The sequence below is a fragment of the Serratia sp. SCBI genome, assembly GCF_000747565.1.
Lineage (GTDB): Bacteria > Pseudomonadota > Gammaproteobacteria > Enterobacterales > Enterobacteriaceae > Serratia > Serratia ureilytica.
Map to the genome: position 1 here is coordinate 2,861,275 of NZ_CP003424.1, position 16,390 is coordinate 2,877,664.

General features: G+C 57.5%; 22 protein-coding genes, 1 pseudogene and 1 riboswitch. Of the genes and pseudogenes, 11 read left to right on the forward strand and 12 right to left on the reverse strand.

The genetic code is table 11. From position 1 onward, the window contains the following. Positions 1-8: 8 nt before the first annotated feature. Positions 9-1,553, reverse strand: a complete 1,545-nt coding sequence (locus tag SERRSCBI_RS13370; protein ID WP_033643383.1) for a TerC family protein — start codon at positions 1,551-1,553, stop codon at positions 9-11. 562 nt (positions 1,554-2,115) lie between these two features. On the opposite strand from SERRSCBI_RS13370, the gene manX reads away from it, so the two are divergent. The 5 genes from manX (at position 2,116) to mntP (ending at position 6,287) form a co-directional block, all read left to right on the forward strand. Beyond that, positions 2,116-3,075 carry a PTS mannose transporter subunit IIAB gene (gene manX, locus SERRSCBI_RS13375; RefSeq protein ID WP_042784756.1) on the forward strand — a complete coding sequence of 320 codons (960 nt, stop codon included), beginning with the start codon at positions 2,116-2,118 and terminating at the stop codon, positions 3,073-3,075. 56 nt (positions 3,076-3,131) lie between these two features. After that, positions 3,132-3,932 carry a PTS mannose/fructose/sorbose transporter subunit IIC gene (locus tag SERRSCBI_RS13380; protein ID WP_033634888.1) on the forward strand — a complete coding sequence of 267 codons (801 nt, stop codon included), beginning with the start codon at positions 3,132-3,134 and terminating at the stop codon, positions 3,930-3,932. 15 nt (positions 3,933-3,947) lie between these two features. Next, the gene (locus SERRSCBI_RS13385; protein ID WP_033634889.1) at positions 3,948-4,790 is read left to right on the forward strand and encodes a PTS mannose transporter subunit IID; all 843 of its coding nucleotides are present in this window, start codon (positions 3,948-3,950) and stop codon (positions 4,788-4,790) included. 56 nt (positions 4,791-4,846) lie between these two features. Continuing rightward, positions 4,847-5,305: a DUF986 family protein gene (locus tag SERRSCBI_RS13390; protein WP_033643385.1), complete on the forward strand. Its 459-nt coding sequence runs from the start codon at positions 4,847-4,849 to the stop codon at positions 5,303-5,305. A gap of 218 nt (positions 5,306-5,523) precedes the next feature. Next, positions 5,524-5,710: riboswitch (yybP-ykoY riboswitch) on the forward strand. A gap of 7 nt (positions 5,711-5,717) precedes the next feature. Further along, positions 5,718-6,287 carry a manganese efflux pump MntP gene (mntP, locus tag SERRSCBI_RS13395; RefSeq protein WP_025159822.1) on the forward strand — a complete coding sequence of 190 codons (570 nt, stop codon included), beginning with the start codon at positions 5,718-5,720 and terminating at the stop codon, positions 6,285-6,287. Positions 6,288-6,350: 63 nt separating this feature from the next. Here mntP and rlmA read toward each other — a convergent pair whose 3' ends face one another. Continuing rightward, positions 6,351-7,169, reverse strand: a complete 819-nt coding sequence (rlmA, locus tag SERRSCBI_RS13400) for a 23S rRNA (guanine(745)-N(1))-methyltransferase (RefSeq protein ID WP_033643386.1) — start codon at positions 7,167-7,169, stop codon at positions 6,351-6,353. Between the two features lie 161 nt (positions 7,170-7,330). Here rlmA and pgeF point away from each other — a divergent pair, with 161 nt between their 5' ends. After that, positions 7,331-8,047 carry a peptidoglycan editing factor PgeF gene (gene pgeF, locus SERRSCBI_RS13405; RefSeq protein ID WP_033650929.1) on the forward strand — a complete coding sequence of 239 codons (717 nt, stop codon included), beginning with the start codon at positions 7,331-7,333 and terminating at the stop codon, positions 8,045-8,047. A gap of 52 nt (positions 8,048-8,099) precedes the next feature. Here the strand turns inward: pgeF and cspE are convergent, their stop codons facing one another. From cspE to SERRSCBI_RS13415, 3 genes are all read right to left on the reverse strand, one after another. Next, positions 8,100-8,309, reverse strand: coding sequence for a transcription antiterminator/RNA stability regulator CspE (cspE, locus tag SERRSCBI_RS13410; RefSeq protein ID WP_002221949.1), 210 nt, complete (start codon positions 8,307-8,309; stop codon positions 8,100-8,102). A gap of 41 nt (positions 8,310-8,350) precedes the next feature. After that, positions 8,351-8,467: a DUF2627 domain-containing protein gene (locus SERRSCBI_RS24155; protein WP_002211058.1), complete on the reverse strand. Its 117-nt coding sequence runs from the start codon at positions 8,465-8,467 to the stop codon at positions 8,351-8,353. A 682-nt stretch (positions 8,468-9,149) separates the two neighbouring features. Next, positions 9,150-10,184 (reverse strand): MBL fold metallo-hydrolase, encoded by a 1,035-nt coding sequence (locus SERRSCBI_RS13415; protein WP_042784757.1) that lies wholly within the window; start codon positions 10,182-10,184, stop codon positions 9,150-9,152. A gap of 221 nt (positions 10,185-10,405) precedes the next feature. Between SERRSCBI_RS13415 and SERRSCBI_RS13420 the strand changes: the two genes are divergently transcribed. Beyond that, positions 10,406-10,696, forward strand: coding sequence for a hypothetical protein (locus tag SERRSCBI_RS13420; RefSeq protein ID WP_033643389.1), 291 nt, complete (start codon positions 10,406-10,408; stop codon positions 10,694-10,696). A gap of 40 nt (positions 10,697-10,736) precedes the next feature. On the opposite strand, the gene SERRSCBI_RS13425 is transcribed toward SERRSCBI_RS13420, so the two are convergent. From SERRSCBI_RS13425 to SERRSCBI_RS13435, 3 genes are all read right to left on the reverse strand, one after another. Next, positions 10,737-12,098 carry an amino acid permease gene (locus tag SERRSCBI_RS13425; RefSeq protein WP_033643390.1) on the reverse strand — a complete coding sequence of 454 codons (1,362 nt, stop codon included), beginning with the start codon at positions 12,096-12,098 and terminating at the stop codon, positions 10,737-10,739. A 175-nt stretch (positions 12,099-12,273) separates the two neighbouring features. Then, a complete protein-coding gene (locus tag SERRSCBI_RS13430) occupies positions 12,274-12,510 on the reverse strand; it encodes a DUF4060 family protein (protein WP_025303167.1) in 237 nt (78 codons plus the stop codon). 75 nt (positions 12,511-12,585) lie between these two features. Continuing rightward, positions 12,586-12,888, reverse strand: coding sequence for a phage protein NinX family protein (locus tag SERRSCBI_RS13435; protein ID WP_033643391.1), 303 nt, complete (start codon positions 12,886-12,888; stop codon positions 12,586-12,588). Between the two features lie 168 nt (positions 12,889-13,056). Here SERRSCBI_RS13435 and fos point away from each other — a divergent pair, with 168 nt between their 5' ends. Then, positions 13,057-13,464, forward strand: a complete 408-nt coding sequence (gene fos / locus SERRSCBI_RS13440; RefSeq protein ID WP_042784759.1) for a fosfomycin resistance glutathione transferase — start codon at positions 13,057-13,059, stop codon at positions 13,462-13,464. A gap of 38 nt (positions 13,465-13,502) precedes the next feature. Here fos and SERRSCBI_RS13445 read toward each other — a convergent pair whose 3' ends face one another. Both SERRSCBI_RS13445 and SERRSCBI_RS13450 read right to left on the reverse strand, forming a co-directional pair. Continuing rightward, complete coding sequence (locus SERRSCBI_RS13445; protein ID WP_033643394.1) at positions 13,503-13,778, reverse strand: YebO family protein; 276 nt, start codon at positions 13,776-13,778, stop codon at positions 13,503-13,505. 81 nt (positions 13,779-13,859) lie between these two features. Then, entirely contained in the window at positions 13,860-14,018 is a 159-nt protein-coding gene (locus SERRSCBI_RS13450; protein ID WP_004927688.1) for a PhoP/PhoQ regulator MgrB, read from the reverse strand. A gap of 161 nt (positions 14,019-14,179) precedes the next feature. Here SERRSCBI_RS13450 and SERRSCBI_RS13455 point away from each other — a divergent pair. Continuing rightward, positions 14,180-14,414, forward strand: a pseudogene (locus tag SERRSCBI_RS13455) (YobH family protein). A 40-nt stretch (positions 14,415-14,454) separates the two neighbouring features. Here SERRSCBI_RS13455 and SERRSCBI_RS13460 read toward each other — a convergent pair. After that, positions 14,455-14,694: a DUF2766 family protein gene (locus SERRSCBI_RS13460; protein WP_033643399.1), complete on the reverse strand. Its 240-nt coding sequence runs from the start codon at positions 14,692-14,694 to the stop codon at positions 14,455-14,457. A 188-nt stretch (positions 14,695-14,882) separates the two neighbouring features. On the opposite strand from SERRSCBI_RS13460, the gene SERRSCBI_RS13465 reads away from it, so the two are divergent. Then, positions 14,883-15,095, forward strand: a complete 213-nt coding sequence (locus SERRSCBI_RS13465; RefSeq protein ID WP_004927694.1) for a YccJ family protein — start codon at positions 14,883-14,885, stop codon at positions 15,093-15,095. Positions 15,096-15,539: 444 nt separating this feature from the next. After that, complete coding sequence (locus SERRSCBI_RS13470) at positions 15,540-15,926, forward strand: helix-turn-helix domain-containing protein (protein WP_004927697.1); 387 nt, start codon at positions 15,540-15,542, stop codon at positions 15,924-15,926. Positions 15,927-15,951: 25 nt separating this feature from the next. On the opposite strand, the gene SERRSCBI_RS13475 is transcribed toward SERRSCBI_RS13470, so the two are convergent. After that, positions 15,952-16,305, reverse strand: a complete 354-nt coding sequence (locus tag SERRSCBI_RS13475; protein ID WP_042784760.1) for a DUF1304 domain-containing protein — start codon at positions 16,303-16,305, stop codon at positions 15,952-15,954. Positions 16,306-16,390 lie beyond the last annotated feature (85 nt).

Sequence of the window (16,390 nt, forward strand, 5' to 3'; positions counted from 1 at the left end):
CGAACGGGTTACGACTGCGTCGGCTCGTCAAAGACGACGCGGGTGACACGCACCAGTTCGATGCGGTATTCGGAGACGTCGACGATATCGAAACGCAGGTGGTTCAGCTCGATAGTATCCCCCACCACTGGCATCTGGCCGTAGTGGGCCAACAGCAGCCCCGCCAGGGTGGCGTAGTCCGCGGTTGGGCTCACCAGGTCATCGCAGGCCAGCGCCTGTTCCAGCGAGTGCAGGTCGGTCCCGCCCTTCACCAGCCAGCCGTCGCCTTCCGCCACAATGTCCGGGGTTTCATCTTCGTCCGGGAATTCACCGGCAATCGCTTCCAGCACGTCCAGCGGCGTCACCAGCCCTTGCACGACGCCGAACTCGTTGGTGACCACCACCAGACGCCCTTTGGCGCGACGCAGCACCGCCAACAGCTTGATGACGTCCATGGTTTCCGGCACCACGATCGGCGGCGTGCGGGCGGCGAACTCGGCGATATCTTCACCCTGCTCCAGCGCCACCAGCAGATCCTTGGCGCGCACCACGCCAACAATCTCATCCACCGAATCGCGGCACACCGGGAACAGGCTGTGCGGCGTGTCCAGCAGCTGTTCGCGTACCTCTTCGCGGGAGCGCTCGCAATCGACCCAGGAAATCTCGGTGCGCGGCGTCATCACGCTGCGCAATGAGCGCGAGGCCAGCGTCAGCACGCCGCTGATCATATAACGCTCTTCCTCCGCAAAGGTTTCATCCCGCGGCAAGGCGACCGCATCGTCCGTCTGCTGCGCGCGCTGCTGCCCCATCAGGCGCATGATCGCTTCCGCAGTGCGCTCGCGCATCGGGCGACGCGCCTGATGCTTGATGAAGTTGCGACGCGCGATCTGGTTGAACAATTCAATCAGGATCGAGAAGCCGATCGCGGCGTACAGATAACCTTTAGGAATATGCAAGCCGAAGCCTTCGGCGATCAGGCTCAGGCCGATCATCAACAGGAAGCTCAGGCACAGCACCACAATGGTCGGATGCGCGTTAACGAAGTTAGTCAACGGTTTGGACGCCAACAGCATCACCGCCATCGCGATCACCACCGCCGCCATCATCACCGGCAGATCGTTCACCATGCCCACGGCGGTAATCACCGCATCGAGCGAGAACACCGCGTCGAGGATGACGATCTGCACCACCACCGCCCAGAACTTGGCGTAACCGCGGTTGGCGCCGTCCTGGTGCGTCTGCCCTTCCAGCCGTTCATGCAGCTCCATGGTGGCTTTGAACAACAGGAACACCCCGCCGAACAGCAGGATAAGATCGCGGCCCGAGAAGCTGAAATCGCCGACGCTGAACAGCGGCGTGGTCAGCGTCACCATCCAGGAGATCACCGACAACAGGCCCAAACGCATCAGCAATGCCAGCGACAGGCCGATGATGCGCGCTTTATCACGCTGCTTCGGCGGCAGCTTGTCGGCCAAAATGGCAATGAACACCAGGTTGTCGATGCCCAGCACGATTTCCAGCACCACCAGCGTAAGCAACCCCGCCCAAATAGAGGGGTCCATTAAAAATTCCATATCAGACTCCAGAGAAAAGTGGGAACGAGCGCAGGAGGCTCAGACGTGACGATGCCGCCGCTGCATGGGCGCAGTCGACAATAGCAAGGTGACGGGATGGGATTACCGGGTGGTGGCCGAGCGGCCGAACAGCATATGTAACGCCAGCAGGTGGCGGGTGAAACCTGGAAAAACAGTAACTTCGGTGACAGTCCATAGGGAGGGCTGAGGCCCTTCACTCCTTAGTGATGAAAGAGGAAATTACTGTATCAGGATTTTTCTGGCGGACAAAGAGGCTTTTTCAACGGCGGTTTAAGGTTGCGCCCTGTCATCTCGCCCACGACCGCTAAGATTTATCCGAGCATTCAATAGCGGAGCAGCGTCACAAAAAATATTTTTTCACTCACTAAAATAAATGACGCGTTCGTGAAGTATCGCGCACAGGCATTTGAAACTGCGTGAGAAATGTTAGGCGTGCGTTTCTTTTTTTCTACCATAATGTATCTGAACCGCGGAAGTGACTGCCAAGACGGCACGGAAGAACGATACACACCGTGCCTGGAGTTCAACGAGGAGGTAGCGAGTGGCAATAGCTATTATCATCGGCACACACGGGGCTGCAGCGGAACAACTGCTGAAAACGGCGGAGATGCTATTGGGCGAGCAGGACAACGTCGCCTTTATAGACTTCGTTCCCGGTGAGAATGCCGAAACGTTAATCGTCAAGTACAACGAAAAAATCAGTGGATTGGATACCAGCGGCGGCGTGCTGTTCCTGGTGGATACCTGGGGCGGCAGCCCGTTCAACGCCGCCAGCCGCATTGCGGTCGATAAAGACAACTATGAGGTCGTCACCGGGGTCAACATTCCGATGCTGGTGGAAACCTTCATGGCGCGGGACGATAACCCCGCTTTCGATGAACTGGTGGCGCTGGCGTTGGAAACCGGCCGTGAAGGCGTGAAAGCGCTGAAAAAACCGCAGGAAGAACCCGCAAAACCCGCAGCACCCGCCCCGAAAGCCGCTGCTCCTCAGGCGCCGTTGGGGCCGAACGATCACATGAAAATCGGCCTGGCGCGTATCGACGATCGCTTAATCCACGGCCAGGTCGCCACCCGCTGGACCAAAGAGACCAACGTCAGCCGCATCATCGTCGTCAGCGATGAGGTTGCCGCCGACCATGTGCGCAAAACCTTGTTGACCCAGGTTGCCCCGCCGGGCGTCACCGCTCACGTGGTGGACGTGGCGAAGGCCATCCGCGTCTGGAACAACCCGAAATACGCCAACGATCGCGTGATGCTGTTATTCACCAACCCGACCGACGTTTGGCGTCTGGTGGAAGGCGGCGTGGAGATTACATCCGTCAATATCGGCGGCATGGCGTTCCGTCAGGGGAAAACCCAGGTGAATAACGCCGTTTCCGTCGATGAAAAAGATATCGAAGCGTTTAAGAAGCTGAACGACCGCGGTATCGAGCTGGAGGTGCGTAAGGTCTCGTCCGACAGCCGGCTAAAAATGATGGACCTGATTAACAAACTCAATTAGTGGCGCCAGCCGCTGATTATTTTACTCAGAGCTTTTTTGGTCATAGGAGAAGTGCAATGGAGATCACCACTCTTCAGATTGTGCTGATATTTATCGTTGCCTGTATCGCCGGGATGGGTTCCGTCCTCGACGAATTCCAGTTCCACCGCCCGCTGGTCGCCTGTACCCTGATCGGCTTCATCCTCGGCGACATGAAAACCGGCATCATCATCGGCGGTACGCTGGAAATGATCGCCCTCGGCTGGATGAACATCGGTGCGGCGGTCGCGCCGGATGCCGCCCTGGCGTCCATCATCTCGACCATACTGGTCATCGCCGGTGGGCAGAGCGTCGGCGCCGGTATCGCGCTGGCCATTCCGCTGGCGGCGGCCGGCCAGGTGCTGACCATCATCGTGCGCACCCTCACCGTGGCCTTCCAGCACGCGGCGGACAGCGCGGCGGAGCGCGGCAGCCTGCGCGCCATCACCTGGATCCATATCGGCGCCCTGCTGCTGCAGGCGATGCGTATCGCCATCCCTGCGGTCATCGTCGCCATCTCGGTCGGCACCGCCGGGGTACACGCCCTGCTCAACTCGATCCCGGAAGTGGTCACCAGCGGCCTGAACATCGCCGGCGGCATGATCGTCGTGGTCGGTTACGCAATGGTGATTAACATGATGCGCGCCGGCTACCTGATGCCGTTCTTCTATCTCGGTTTCGTTACCGCCGCCTTCACCAACTTTAACCTGGTGGCGCTCGGCGTCATCGGCGTGGTGATGGCCGTGCTGTATATCCAGCTCAGCCCGAAATACAACAAATCTCAGGTTGTCCAGGCCGGCCCGGCTAACGCGAACGATCTCGATAACGAACTCGACTAGGAATAGGTGAGAGAAATGGTTGATACAACTGCTCAAAAGAAACTCACGCCGGCCGACATTCGCGGCGTATTCCTGCGCTCTAACCTGTTCCAGGGGTCATGGAACTTCGAACGCATGCAGGCGCTGGGTTTTTGCTTCTCGATGGTGCCGGTGATCCGTCGCCTGTATCCGGAAAACAATGACGATCGCAAACAGGCGATCAAACGCCACCTCGAGTTCTTCAACACGCACCCTTACGTGGCGGCGCCGGTGCTCGGCGTGACCATGGCGATGGAAGAGCAACGCGCCAACGGCGCGCCGATCGACGACGGCGCGATCAACGGCATCAAGGTCGGTTTGATGGGGCCGTTGGCAGGCGTCGGTGACCCGATCTTCTGGGGCACCGTGCGGCCGGTGTTCGCCGCGCTCGGCGCCGGCATCGCCATGAGCGGCAGCCTGCTCGGGCCGATCCTGTTCTTCGTGCTGTTCAACCTGGTGCGCCTGCTGACCCGTTACTACGGCGTGGCCTACGGTTACCGTAAAGGGGTGGATATCGTCAACGACATGGGCGGCGGTTTCCTGCAAAAACTGACGGAAGGAGCGTCCATTCTCGGCCTGTTTGTGATGGGGGCGCTGGTCAACAAGTGGACGCACGTGAATATCCCGCTGGTGGTGTCCAAGATAACCGACCAGACCGGGCATACCAACGTCACCACGGTGCAGACTATCCTCGACCAGCTGATGCCGGGCCTGGTGCCGCTGCTGCTGACCTTCGCCTGCATGTGGCTGCTGCGCAAGAAAGTCAACGCGCTGTGGATCATTATCGGCTTCTTCGTCATCGGTATCTTTGGCTATTGGATTGGCCTGCTGGGCCTGTAATCGTTCGGAACGGCCGGGGGGCAACCCCCGGCTTTTTTATGTGTGGAGCGCAAGAGATGTCACTGACCGACGCCGTACTGATGCTGTTCATCGCCCTGCTGTTGCTGTATTCGCTGTATGACGAATTCGGCATGGATCTGCTGAAAGGCAAAACGCGGCTCAAAGTGCCGCTCAAACGCCGCAACCGGCTCGACAGCCTGATTTTCGTCGGCCTGATCGCCATTCTGATTTACCGCAACGTCACCACCAACGGCGCGGCATTAACCACTTACCTGCTTATTTCTTTGGCGCTGCTCGCCATCTATATCGCTTATATTCGCTCACCCAAGATGGTGTTTAAAGCGCACGGTTTTTTCTTCGCCAATGTGTTTGTCGAATATAACCGCATTAAAGCCATGAATTTATCGGAAGATGGCATTCTGGCCATCGACCTGGAACAGCGCCGGCTGTTGGTTCAGGTAACTCACCTGGACGACCTGGAGAAGATTTATCACTTTTTCGTTGATAATCAATAAATAAAAATAAATCCATTCCGTTATCGCTCAAACCCCGCGCTGCTTGTGGACAATTAATCGGCAGCGCCATTTCTTTTCTGACTATTATTTCCGCAACATTGTTACCCCCAGCTACATTATATTCCCCCATGAACTCAGATTAATGAAAACGAGTCTCAATTAAGAGCCAATATTGCCAAAGAATAAGGTTGTCGATGGCTGAAATAATATGGTATGGTTGCGCCGTCATTGGGGAGTAGCCGGTTTCTGGAGAATAAAAACCAGAAACGCCCGTATCAACATACTCGTTTCGCCGTATGAAACGTGGTGCGGGCAGCCAGGTAAGGTTGGCGAGACCATAGACACGTAACTCCGTCGTTTGGTTGGGGGTGGGTTACGTGTATATGGAGCCACCCGGCCGAGGCTATTTCACATGAACCTTTCAGCAACGCTTATTCTCGCTTTCGGCATGTCCATGGATGCTTTCGCCGCTTCAATCGGCAAAGGCGCCAGCCTGCATCAACCCCGTTTTCGCGAAGCGATCCGCACCGGCCTGATCTTCGGCGTGGTGGAAGCGATCACCCCGCTCATCGGTTGGGCCATCGGCCTGTTCGCCAGCCAATACATCATGGAATGGGACCACTGGGTCGCCTTCTCGCTGCTATTCATTCTCGGCATGCGCATGATCGTCGAAGGGGTGCGCAACAGGCCCGACGAAGAAGAGAAGGTCAAACGCCATGGTTTCTGGTTATTGGTCGCCACCGCCATCGCCACCAGCCTCGACGCCATGGCGATCGGCGTCGGCCTGGCCTTCCTGCAGGTGAATATCGTGCACACCGCGATGGCCATCGGCTGCGCCACCATGATCATGGCGACGCTGGGCATGATGATCGGCCGCTTTATCGGCCCGCTGCTCGGCAAACGCGCCGAGATCCTCGGCGGCGTGGTGCTGATAGGTATTGGCGTCAACATCCTGCTGGAACACCTCGGCTACCTGGCCTGAGGCGACCGAACTGCAAAAAAAACCTGCCGCGGCAGGTTTTTTTTGTTTCTGGACGCGCGCCTTTTAAGCGCGACGTCGGTACAGCGCCAGGACGAAATCCGTCTCGCACACAAACTCCCCGCCTTCGGCCAACCGCTGTTGCACCTCCGGCGTGGCGCGCCAGGCGAACGGCGTCATCTGCAGCAGGTTGGCGGCCTGCGCGCCCGGCAAGGTCATCGTATAGGCCAGCGCCTCTTTGCGCTCGCAGTCGAACCCATCGAACTGTTCGTCCTGTTCGGCATGCAGCTGCACCTGCTGGTACACCCGCTCTTTCAGCTGGTACAGATGACGCGGGCCCGGCGAAACCGTCACTACCACGCCGCCCGGCTTCACCACCCGCGCCAGCTCCTGCGCCTTGCAAGGGGCGTAGATGCGCAAGACCGCATCCAAGGCCCCGTCGGCGAACGGCAAACGGTGGCTGGAGGCGACGCAGAACGAGACCGCCGGATAACGTTTGGCGGCATAACGGATCGCCACCTTCGCGACGTCCAGCCCATAGACCGCCATATTGCGCCCCTGGGCCAGCCGTGAGGCCACGGCGGCGGTGTAATACCCTTCCCCACAGCCTATGTCCAATAACGCGCCAGCATCGGCCGCCAGCGCCACATCCAGCCACTCGGCCACCTGCGCTTGCAGCGGCTGATAATACCCACCGTCGAGAAACGCGCGCCGCGCCTGCATCATTTCCGCGCTGTCTCCCGGCTGTTTCGATCGCTTGTGCTGTACCGGCAGCAGATTGACGTAGCCCTCTTTGGCCTGATCGAACTGATGATTGCTGTCGCAACGCCATTGTTGAGACGAAAAATGCAGCGGCTGATGACACAGGGGACATTGATAAGACATGAATGGGCTTCCAGAGAGACAGGGCGCGGCTAGTCTAAAGAAGGCGCCGGTTTGATGCAAGGCGCATCCCCGCTCGCTTTCATCGCCAACAACACCTGGCCAAGCGGGGAAAAAGCTGGCTACACTGAGAGTCTGTTTTCTCACGCAGGTGAAAATAATTTATGAGCGATCGTTCCGCGCTGCTCGATGCGGTGCCCCACATTCAGCACGGCTTCGGCAGCAAACTCGCGCTGCTGCCGGGGCATCTGCTGCCCTACAGCGCCACATTGCCGGAAAAGAAGCAGGTGCATGGCACCCGCATCGTCGATGTGCTGCAACCGGCGCAGGCGTGCGGTGAGGCCGATGGCTTCTACACGCGCCAGCCCGGCATTCTGCTCAGCGTGCTGACGGCGGATTGCCTGCCGGTGCTGTTCAGCCGTCGTGACGGCGGCGCCATCGCGGCGGTGCACGCCGGCTGGCGCGGGTTGCTGGACGGTATTCTGGAACAGATGGCGGCCCGCATTCGCCAGGACGGCGACACCGCCGATTGGGTGGCCTCCATCGGCCCCGCCGCCGGCCCGTGCTGTTACGAAGTTGACGAAGCACTGGTGGAAAACTTTAAACAGCGTCTGCCGCTGCCCGCTACGCTGATCAGCCCGCACTATCGGCATCTGGATCTGGCCGCGATCGCCGAATACAAGCTGACGACGCTCGGCTTCGCCGCCGTTGACCGCTCAGGCAGTTGCACTATCTGCACACCGGACGTCGATCCGCAGCGGCCGCAGCGCTTCAAATACACCAGCTATCGCCGCAACAGCCATCGGCGCGCGCAGGATCCGACGCATCCGGGCATTAAAGGCCGCAACCAGTACGCCGGCATCGTCATCGTCGCCGAATGACGGAAACGAAAAAGCCCGCGCGAAGGCGGGCTTTTTGTACAGCTGACGCTGATTAGATAGCAGTAACGTTTACTGCAGATGGGCCTTTCTGGCCATCTTGGATTTCGAACTCAACGTTCTGGCCTTCAGCCAGGGTTTTGAAGCCGTTACCCTGGATTGCAGAGAAGTGTACGAACACGTCTTTGCTGCCGTCAGCCGGGGTGATGAAACCGAAACCTTTAGACTCGTTGAACCACTTAACTTGACCTTTGATCTTTGCCATCTTGAGTATTTCCTTTGGATTGTTTAAACCGCCCGTAGGCGTTACATAGACAAACTAGAGTCGTTACTGCTTGAGGCACTAAGATAAGGATCGGCAGAGAAGCGGTATTCAACGCTAACGTCTTTACTCAGAACTTCTTTACTGAAAATGCCACACATATACAGAACTGTACCTCGTTTTACCCAGATGCGTTATCACATACTCTGTATGCGATGGCAAGCCATTTTTAATCACTGAACGACATGTCGCACATATTTGAAACGGTCGAGAGCCACATTTGCTTAAATAGGCCAAAAGATGTTGAAGCATCGGCTATTTTCTGCTTGCCAAAATCACTGCGCCAGACCCCGCATTCTGCTGGCGTTTTAACAAAACTTTCATCGTATTGACGCCTATCTGTCTCGTCATTTCCGCTTTTTTGCCGCTTATAGCGTTAAAAAATTTGAATCTTTATGGAATTTGATATGCAACATTTGAATATCGATGAACGGGGGCCAATTTATTCATCGCTCCTCCGACCATTTACCGCCGGAAAGCCCATTCATCATCGGCTTTCAGCCCTGCCGCCAAACGGCGCGGGCGAGCACGGCGAACGGGCCAGCGGTGACGCATCCGCCCTGCACAACGGATGCATAAACATGCAAAGCGCCGACACCTCTCCCGCTTGCCGGTGGGTTCATCATAAATAATCCGAATATCATTAACCTCAATAGCCGGAATAGTCTTATCAATAACGAAAGTTCAACGTTGAATTAAATCCTGAAAACAAGGGGGTTATTTGAATCACCACCCGCGCTTATCAATTCGGCTAATTACAGCCGCGCTTTCAAACCGTTGGTTTTATTCATCCCGCAGCGCCGCCGGGTGATGAGGTAACGCAGACGGTGAGTCCTGCAACGCGATGCGCTCACCAATCTTCAGCGGATGGAATTGATGCTGCTCCAGCCCCGCTTCGCTCAACGCCAGGTTCAACTGCTGCGGCGGCTCGTCCAGCGATTCATCCGCCAATTCGAACACCCCCCAATGAATGGGAATGGCGCGCGGCTGATTCAGTTGACGGTACAGCGTCACCGACTGCTGCGGATCCATATGCTGTTCCTGCATAAACCAGCGCGGCGCATAGGCGCCGATGGGCAGCGCCGCCACATCGAACGGCCCCAACCGCTGACCGATCTCCGCCAACCGTTCCGAATAGCCGCTGTCGCCGGAAAAATAAAACCGCAGCGCCGGATGGTGGATCACCCAGCCGCACCACAGCGAGCGATTGCGATCCCACAGCGTGCGCATGCTCCAGTGCCGCGCCGGCGTGGCGTAGACCGTCAGCTCGCCCAACGGCAGACTCTGCCACCAGTCCAGCTCATGCACCTTCAGCCGATAACGGCGGAACCAGCGCTTCAAGCCGAGCGGCACGATGAACTCGGTCTGAGGGAAACGCCGCGCCAATTGCCGCACCGTGCGCCTGTCAAGGTGATCATAATGGTTATGGGAGATCAGCACCGCATCCACCGCCGGCAGTTGCTCCACCGTCAGCGGCGGCGGCGTTCTGCGCTTCGGGCCGTAAAAGCTCAGCGGCGATGCGCGTTGGGACAACACCGGATCGATCAGGATATAGCGCCCGCTCAACCGCAGCAGCATCGAGGCATGCCCCAACCACCAGACGCTGTCGCCACTGCCGCTGAGATCGGCCGGCTGCCACCAGCGTTCGGTAAATTGCGCGTAGCCCTGCTGCGGCGGCTTGGGCAACCCCTGGCGCTTGCGCTCATCTTGCCAACGTTGAAGATCCCCCTCCTGACGCCGCGAAGGTTCCGGGTTGCGAAATCCCTCCGGCGTGTGATGCGCCTTGGCCGCGTCGTAATAACGGTTGATTCTTTTCATCCAGCGTCTTCTCCCGACCCTCAGCGCCCTGCACGGGCATGACTTTCAGTGTAACAAACCCGATGAAGCTCGCACTTCGTCAGCCGTGCGCTGCATTGAGGGAGCTTTTGCCGTATGCTGTTGTCTCACTTCGGTGAGACAGCCAGGGCCGCCAAGAGCCCGTTAAGACTCTCTTAAGAACTTTGTGATTGACTTGTAGGGCATACAGAAAAGGAGAAGTTATGAGTCGTTCGACATCCCGCAAATCAGGCGCAGGCCTGGGGCGCCGTATTCGCAGCGCGCTGCTGGCGCAGAAGCAATACTGGAAAATGTATTTCGCCATGAAGCTGCGCCGCGTGCGCGTGCCTGCACCGCTGGTGCTGCTTGGCGGTTCGCTGCTCGGGTTCTTCATGCTGACCCTGCTGATGCTCAGCGTGGTGACCATCGACGTCATCAGCACCCTGCTGCTGCTGTGCCGGAAACTGCTGGGACGGGGTGACGGTGAGGGGCGCGCCTTTATGCCGCGCAGCTGACGAGAAGAGCGCGGAGGCGCAATACGCCTCCGCGCGCAGATTAACGCTTGGCGCCTTTGCGGCGCGTCAGCATGAACCCGCCCCACAGCACTGCAACCCACACCGGCATCAACAGCACCGAAATGCGGATCCCTTCGCTGAAATACATAATCACTAAAATCAGGCCGAGGAACGCCAGGCACAGATAGTTGCCGAACGGATACCACAGCGCCTTAAAGCTCGGAATAACGCCCTGACGGTTCTTCGCCGCACGGAATTTCAGGTGCGCCAGGCAGATCATCACCCAGTTGATCACCAGGGTGGACACCACCAGCGCCATCAGCAGCTCAAACGCCTTGCCGGGCATCAGATAGTTGATCAACACGCCGATCGAGGTAATCAGCGCCGACAGTGCGATGGACAGCACCGGCACGCCGCGCTTGTTGACGCGCGTCAGCGCTTTCGGCGCATTGCCCTGGCTGGCCAGCCCGAACAACATGCGGCTGTTGGCGTAAACGCCGCTGTTGTAGACCGACAATGCGGCGGTCAGCACCACCACGTTGAGCACCGTCGCCACCAGATTGCTGTTCAGCGCATGGAAGATCAGCACGAACGGGCTGCCGCCCTCCACCACTTGCCCCCACGGATAAAGCGAGAGCAGTACGGTCAGCGAACCGATATAGAAAATCAGAATGCGGTACACCACCTGATTGGTCGCTTTAGGAATGCTGCGACGCGGATCGGCGGCTTCCGCCGCGGTGATGCCCACCATCTCCAGCCCGCCGAACGAGAACATGATCACCGCCATCGCCATCACCAGCCCCGAGAAGCCGTGCGGCATAAAGCCGCCCTGCTGCCACAGGTTGGTGATGCTGGCCTGCGGCCCGCCGTTGCCGCTGGCCAACAGCCAGGCGCCAAACACGATCATGCCGACAATCGCCACCACCTTGATGATGGCAAACCAAAACTCGGTTTCGCCGTACAGGCGCACGTTCACCAGGTTGATCAGATTGATCAACACAAAGAACAGCGCGGCGGACGCCCAGGTGGGGATCTCTGGCCACCAGTACTGAATGTAGATGCCGACGGCGGTCAATTCCGCCATGCCGACCAGAATGAACATCGCCCAGTAGTTCCAGCCGGAAAGGAAACCGGCGAAATCACCCCAATATTTATAGGCAAAGTGACTGAAAGATCCGGCGACCGGCTCCTCCACCACCATTTCGCCCAGCTGGCGCATGATCAAAAACGCGATAAAACCGCCGATGGCGTAGCCCAACAGCACGGCGGGGCCGGCCATTTTAATGGTTTGCGCAATGCCGAGAAATAAACCGGTGCCGATGGCGCCCCCGAGGGCAATAAGCTGTATGTGTCTGTTTTTTAATCCGCGTTTTAGCGGGGTATCCTGATGCTGACCGCCCATCTTATCCTCATATGGCGTACCTCCTTGCCGTTATCGGCCAAGATTTAACCAATCAATAAATGTATCTGCGGGCGGCTTTTTAACACTTAACCCCGTGAGCATCAAGGAGTAGCGCCCCGAGACGGCAGACCGGAGCGCGATTTTTTAACCGAGGGAGAGCGGGTAACGACGGCGTTCAGCCAGGCATACCGCACAGTTTGGTCAGGTTGCGCGCGCCGATCATCAGCGTGGCGACATAAGATTGGCGACGCGTAACCACTTCCACCGCCACGCGATCGTTTTGATATTTTATCAGATAGGTCGAGGGCCAGCCCTGACGGCGCTGGCCGAAGCTTTCGGCATGACGATCGATCGCCGCATGGGCAATCACCAGATGAGACAAGTTTTTATCACCTTTGATAATGCGCTTCATAAACAGCCTCCGCCAACGACAGCTCTGTTATTAGAAAAAGGAGAAACTCTTACCAATCACCGGTATTTTTGCGAATCAGTTAGCCTGTCGGCTCATCAGAAAACAGATCATCGCCGCGCGCAGCGGGCTGGCGCTGTCGGCCTGCCATTCACCGCCCTGGGTGCTCATGCGCGCCTGCCACTGTGGGCTGTCGCTGTGGTTGTCGGGGTTCAGACTGATTTTGTTGGCGCAAATGATCGGCCAGGCGTCGGAGGGATTCTTGCAGTAATCTTTACCTTTCACGCCGCCGTAGGGATACCACTTGTCCGGGTTCTCCCCGGTCAGCAGCGCAATGCTGCGGTTCACTTCGGCATCGCTTTCTTCGTACCATTTAATCATCGGCTTTATCCATCTTTTGTAAGGTTCGCGCTACATTACGATGTCTGTAAGACAGTTTTATGACAGCGTCGCCGGTTTTCACATTATCTGCACTAATGTTTCGCCCCTTTAACTTTTCTCCCCTTCTGCGTACACTTTTCGTCTGTTTAGCGCCCAGGAAACGCACGCATGTTGACCGGTCTCAACCATCTGACGCTCGCCGTCAGCGATCTCGATCGCAGCTTCGATTTTTACCGCCATCTGTTGGGGTTCACCCCTCACGCCCGCTGGCAAGGCGGCGCCTATCTGTCGTTGGGGGCGTTGTGGCTGTGCCTGTCATTGGATGAGGCGCGCACGCAACCACGGGCGCGTGATTACACCCATTACGCCTTCAGCGTCGCGCCGGAACACATTGAACGGGTCAGCGAGCGGCTGCGCCACAGCGGCGCAGAAGAGTGGAAAAGCAATCGCAGCGAGGGCGAGTCGCTCTATTTTCTCGATCCTGATGGGCATCAGTTGGAGATCCATGCCGGCGATCTGGCCAGCCGCCTGGCGGCATGCCGGGAAAAACCGTATCAGGGCATGGTATTTTACTGAAGCGCCCCGGCGGCGCAGCGCCGGCCGGAGCAGGGTGTTCAACGTTCGGGGATAAAACCTTTAAAATCCAGCGCGGGGCTGAGATCGTCGTCATCAGCATCGCCGCCGTCGGCGCGAGCGCTGTGCGCCAAACGCTTCAACAGCGCCGTTTGTTGACGTTGCTGCTCGGCAATTTCCTGCAGCAGGCGAATCTGCTCATTGGCGCGCACGCTGGCGCGGTTCACCAGGAACCAAACCCAGAGCCCCACCAGCAACGCCACGGCGGCGAGAGCCAACGACAACAGGCCGTTCTGGCCAAAACCTAAATCGTACATGGACAACCCTATCTACTGCGAAATTCAGGCCGCCATCTTAACACTCGCGGCGGCCGGGCGAACATCCCTGCCAAAAATTGCTTACCAGGGTACGAAGCGCGTCACCGAACAGATGCCCAGCGCAAAATTTCCACCATCGTCGCAATAGCTGTCCAGCGCCAACAGGTAGAAAAACAGGCAGGCAGCGACGGCCGTCATTATCACGAGGATTTTTTTTCGCAACAAATTTAGCAGCCTCATTGTTATCAGGATGGTCTATCGCGCATGTTATCACAGCAAAGTTAAACGAAGTTTAACTTGTCGTTTAGATTTCTGGCTATCGCCCGGTTTTCAGACTGTTACCCTTGCCCTCGCGCTGGCGCCGTGGCTAGATGAACCCTCAGGGATAACGAGGAAACGCAATGAGCAGACTGATTAAGTGGGTACTGGTATTGGCGGTCATTTACGGCGGCTTTTTTGATTTCGGGCTACGGCGTGCTGATCGGCAGCAACAAGAACGTCGGCGGATTGGGATTGCAGTGCAAATACCTGACGGCGCGCAACGTGGCGATCGCCCAGTACGTCAATGGCGACAACGGTTTCATCGGCGTGACCGACTGCCCGCTGTTCAAGAAAATCGAAACGGTGGTGGATTAACCGCCACCGCCCGACGCCGTCGCTCTGCGGCGGCTCCGCCTCAATCGCGGGTAAACTTCAACTCGATCAGCGCAATCGCCTTGTCAATCGCTCTGCGGGTCACCGGATCGGCGCCGGCGGGATGCGTGGAGAAATCGATGCTTTTGAGCTGGCCCGCCATCTTGTCGCGCACTTCGGTCGGCGCAATCACGTCGATAACGTCCAGAATCTGTTTAATGACCAGTTGGCAAGCGACCAGATCGGAAGCCAATTCCTGCTCGTTGCTCAGCATGTCAGACATAATAACTTTCCCTCTTGATTCAAACGCCGCACAGAATAGCATGCCGCCAGCGCCATTGCCCGCCCTCCCCGCCTTTTTCCCCATTCTGCGCACCGCCGGGCAAAAGCCCGCGGCAGATTAGCCTATACTTGCAGCATGACGGTGATAAAAACATCCGTAACCTAAGCCACAACCAACAGGAGATAGTTATGGCGAATCACAATGTGAAATCCTGGGCAACAGTGCGTGAAACTTCGGTGGAAATTGCCGAAGCTATTTTTGAACTGGCAGGGAACGATGAAGTGTTGGCGCAGAAGATCTGGGAAGAAGGCAGCGATGAAGCGCTGGAAAAGGCTTTTGCCAAAACCACCGCAGACCAGCTTTATTGGGGAGAGGAAACCGTCGAGCGTAAAAACGTTTAAGCCGCCAGGCAACAAAAAGCCCGGGTTTCTGGCCCAGGCTTTCCCGATTAGCGCTCACCCCGCTCAGCGGCGTGCATCTCTGCTTGCTCTCACGGTTCTTCACCTCCCACACCTTCCGCATTTTTCATGCTCATCACCGGCGTCGCCATAAAAGCGCCGACGCCCACGATTACAACCAGAGTAATAATCACTGTCATTAACATGCGATCACCCCATCAACGTTGAGTTGTTACGGCTGACTCTGTTTTGGCGGTTCTTGCTGCGGTCTGCTCCGCGTCACCCACCGCGGCGGCGACAGTCTCAGATTAGCCGTTTTTCCTTTCGGCTGACAAGCGGCGGTTCAACGGTTTTTCCGAATCATGCCCCGTCATCGGCGGCGTTTTTTGTCCGCGGCGGCAAGTTGTGTATACTTCACCGCTATGTAGATCTCACACTGACGCACTGATGATACAAGAACACCATCTCTCATTGGTCTGCGCCCTCAGCAAATGGGTCGAAACTCACCTCGGACGAGTGATCCATCTCGAAGAGCTGGCCGAGTACTCCGGCTACTCGCTGTGGCACATGCAGAAGCTGTTCAAAGAAGCGACAGGGATTTCGCTGGGCAAATACATTCGTGAACGCCGTCTGGCCGGCGCGGTCTATCAACTGCGCAGCAGTGAAGCGTCGATTTTCGATATCGCCCTGGACTTTGGCTTCGGCTCACAGTCCCACTTCACCTACATGTTCAGAAAGCGTTTTAATATCACGCCTTACGATTTCCGCCAGGATCTGAGCGTCGATCTGCATATCGATCCGCCGCTGCACGTCATTCATCAAAAATCCGCCTGATTTTCGCCCGCCGCCAACCGGCGGGTTAACGCGCGCCCCAGACCGCCAGCAGCGCGATCGCGGCCGGCAACGCCTGCACCCACAGGATCTTGCGGCTGGCGGTCAGCCCGCCGAACACGCCGGCCGCCAGCACGCAGCCGAGAAAGAACAGCTGCAGCGCCACATCTTCACGCCAATAGCCCCATACCAGGCCCAGCGCCAGAAAACCGTTGTACAGTCCCTGGTTGGCGGCCAAGACCCGCGTGGCTGCGGCGAACTCCGCCGTCGTCCCGAATGCTCGCCTGCCGATCGGCGCGCGCCACAGGAACATTTCCAATACCAGGATATAAAGGTGGAGCGCCGCGATAAGCAGCAGAACAATGTCGGCAAAGAGCTTCATGATTATCCAAATAGCGGAATGGGGATGCCGTCAAGTATAAGTGATGAGTGAATATCGCTCACCATCCAAGATAAAAAAACCCGCC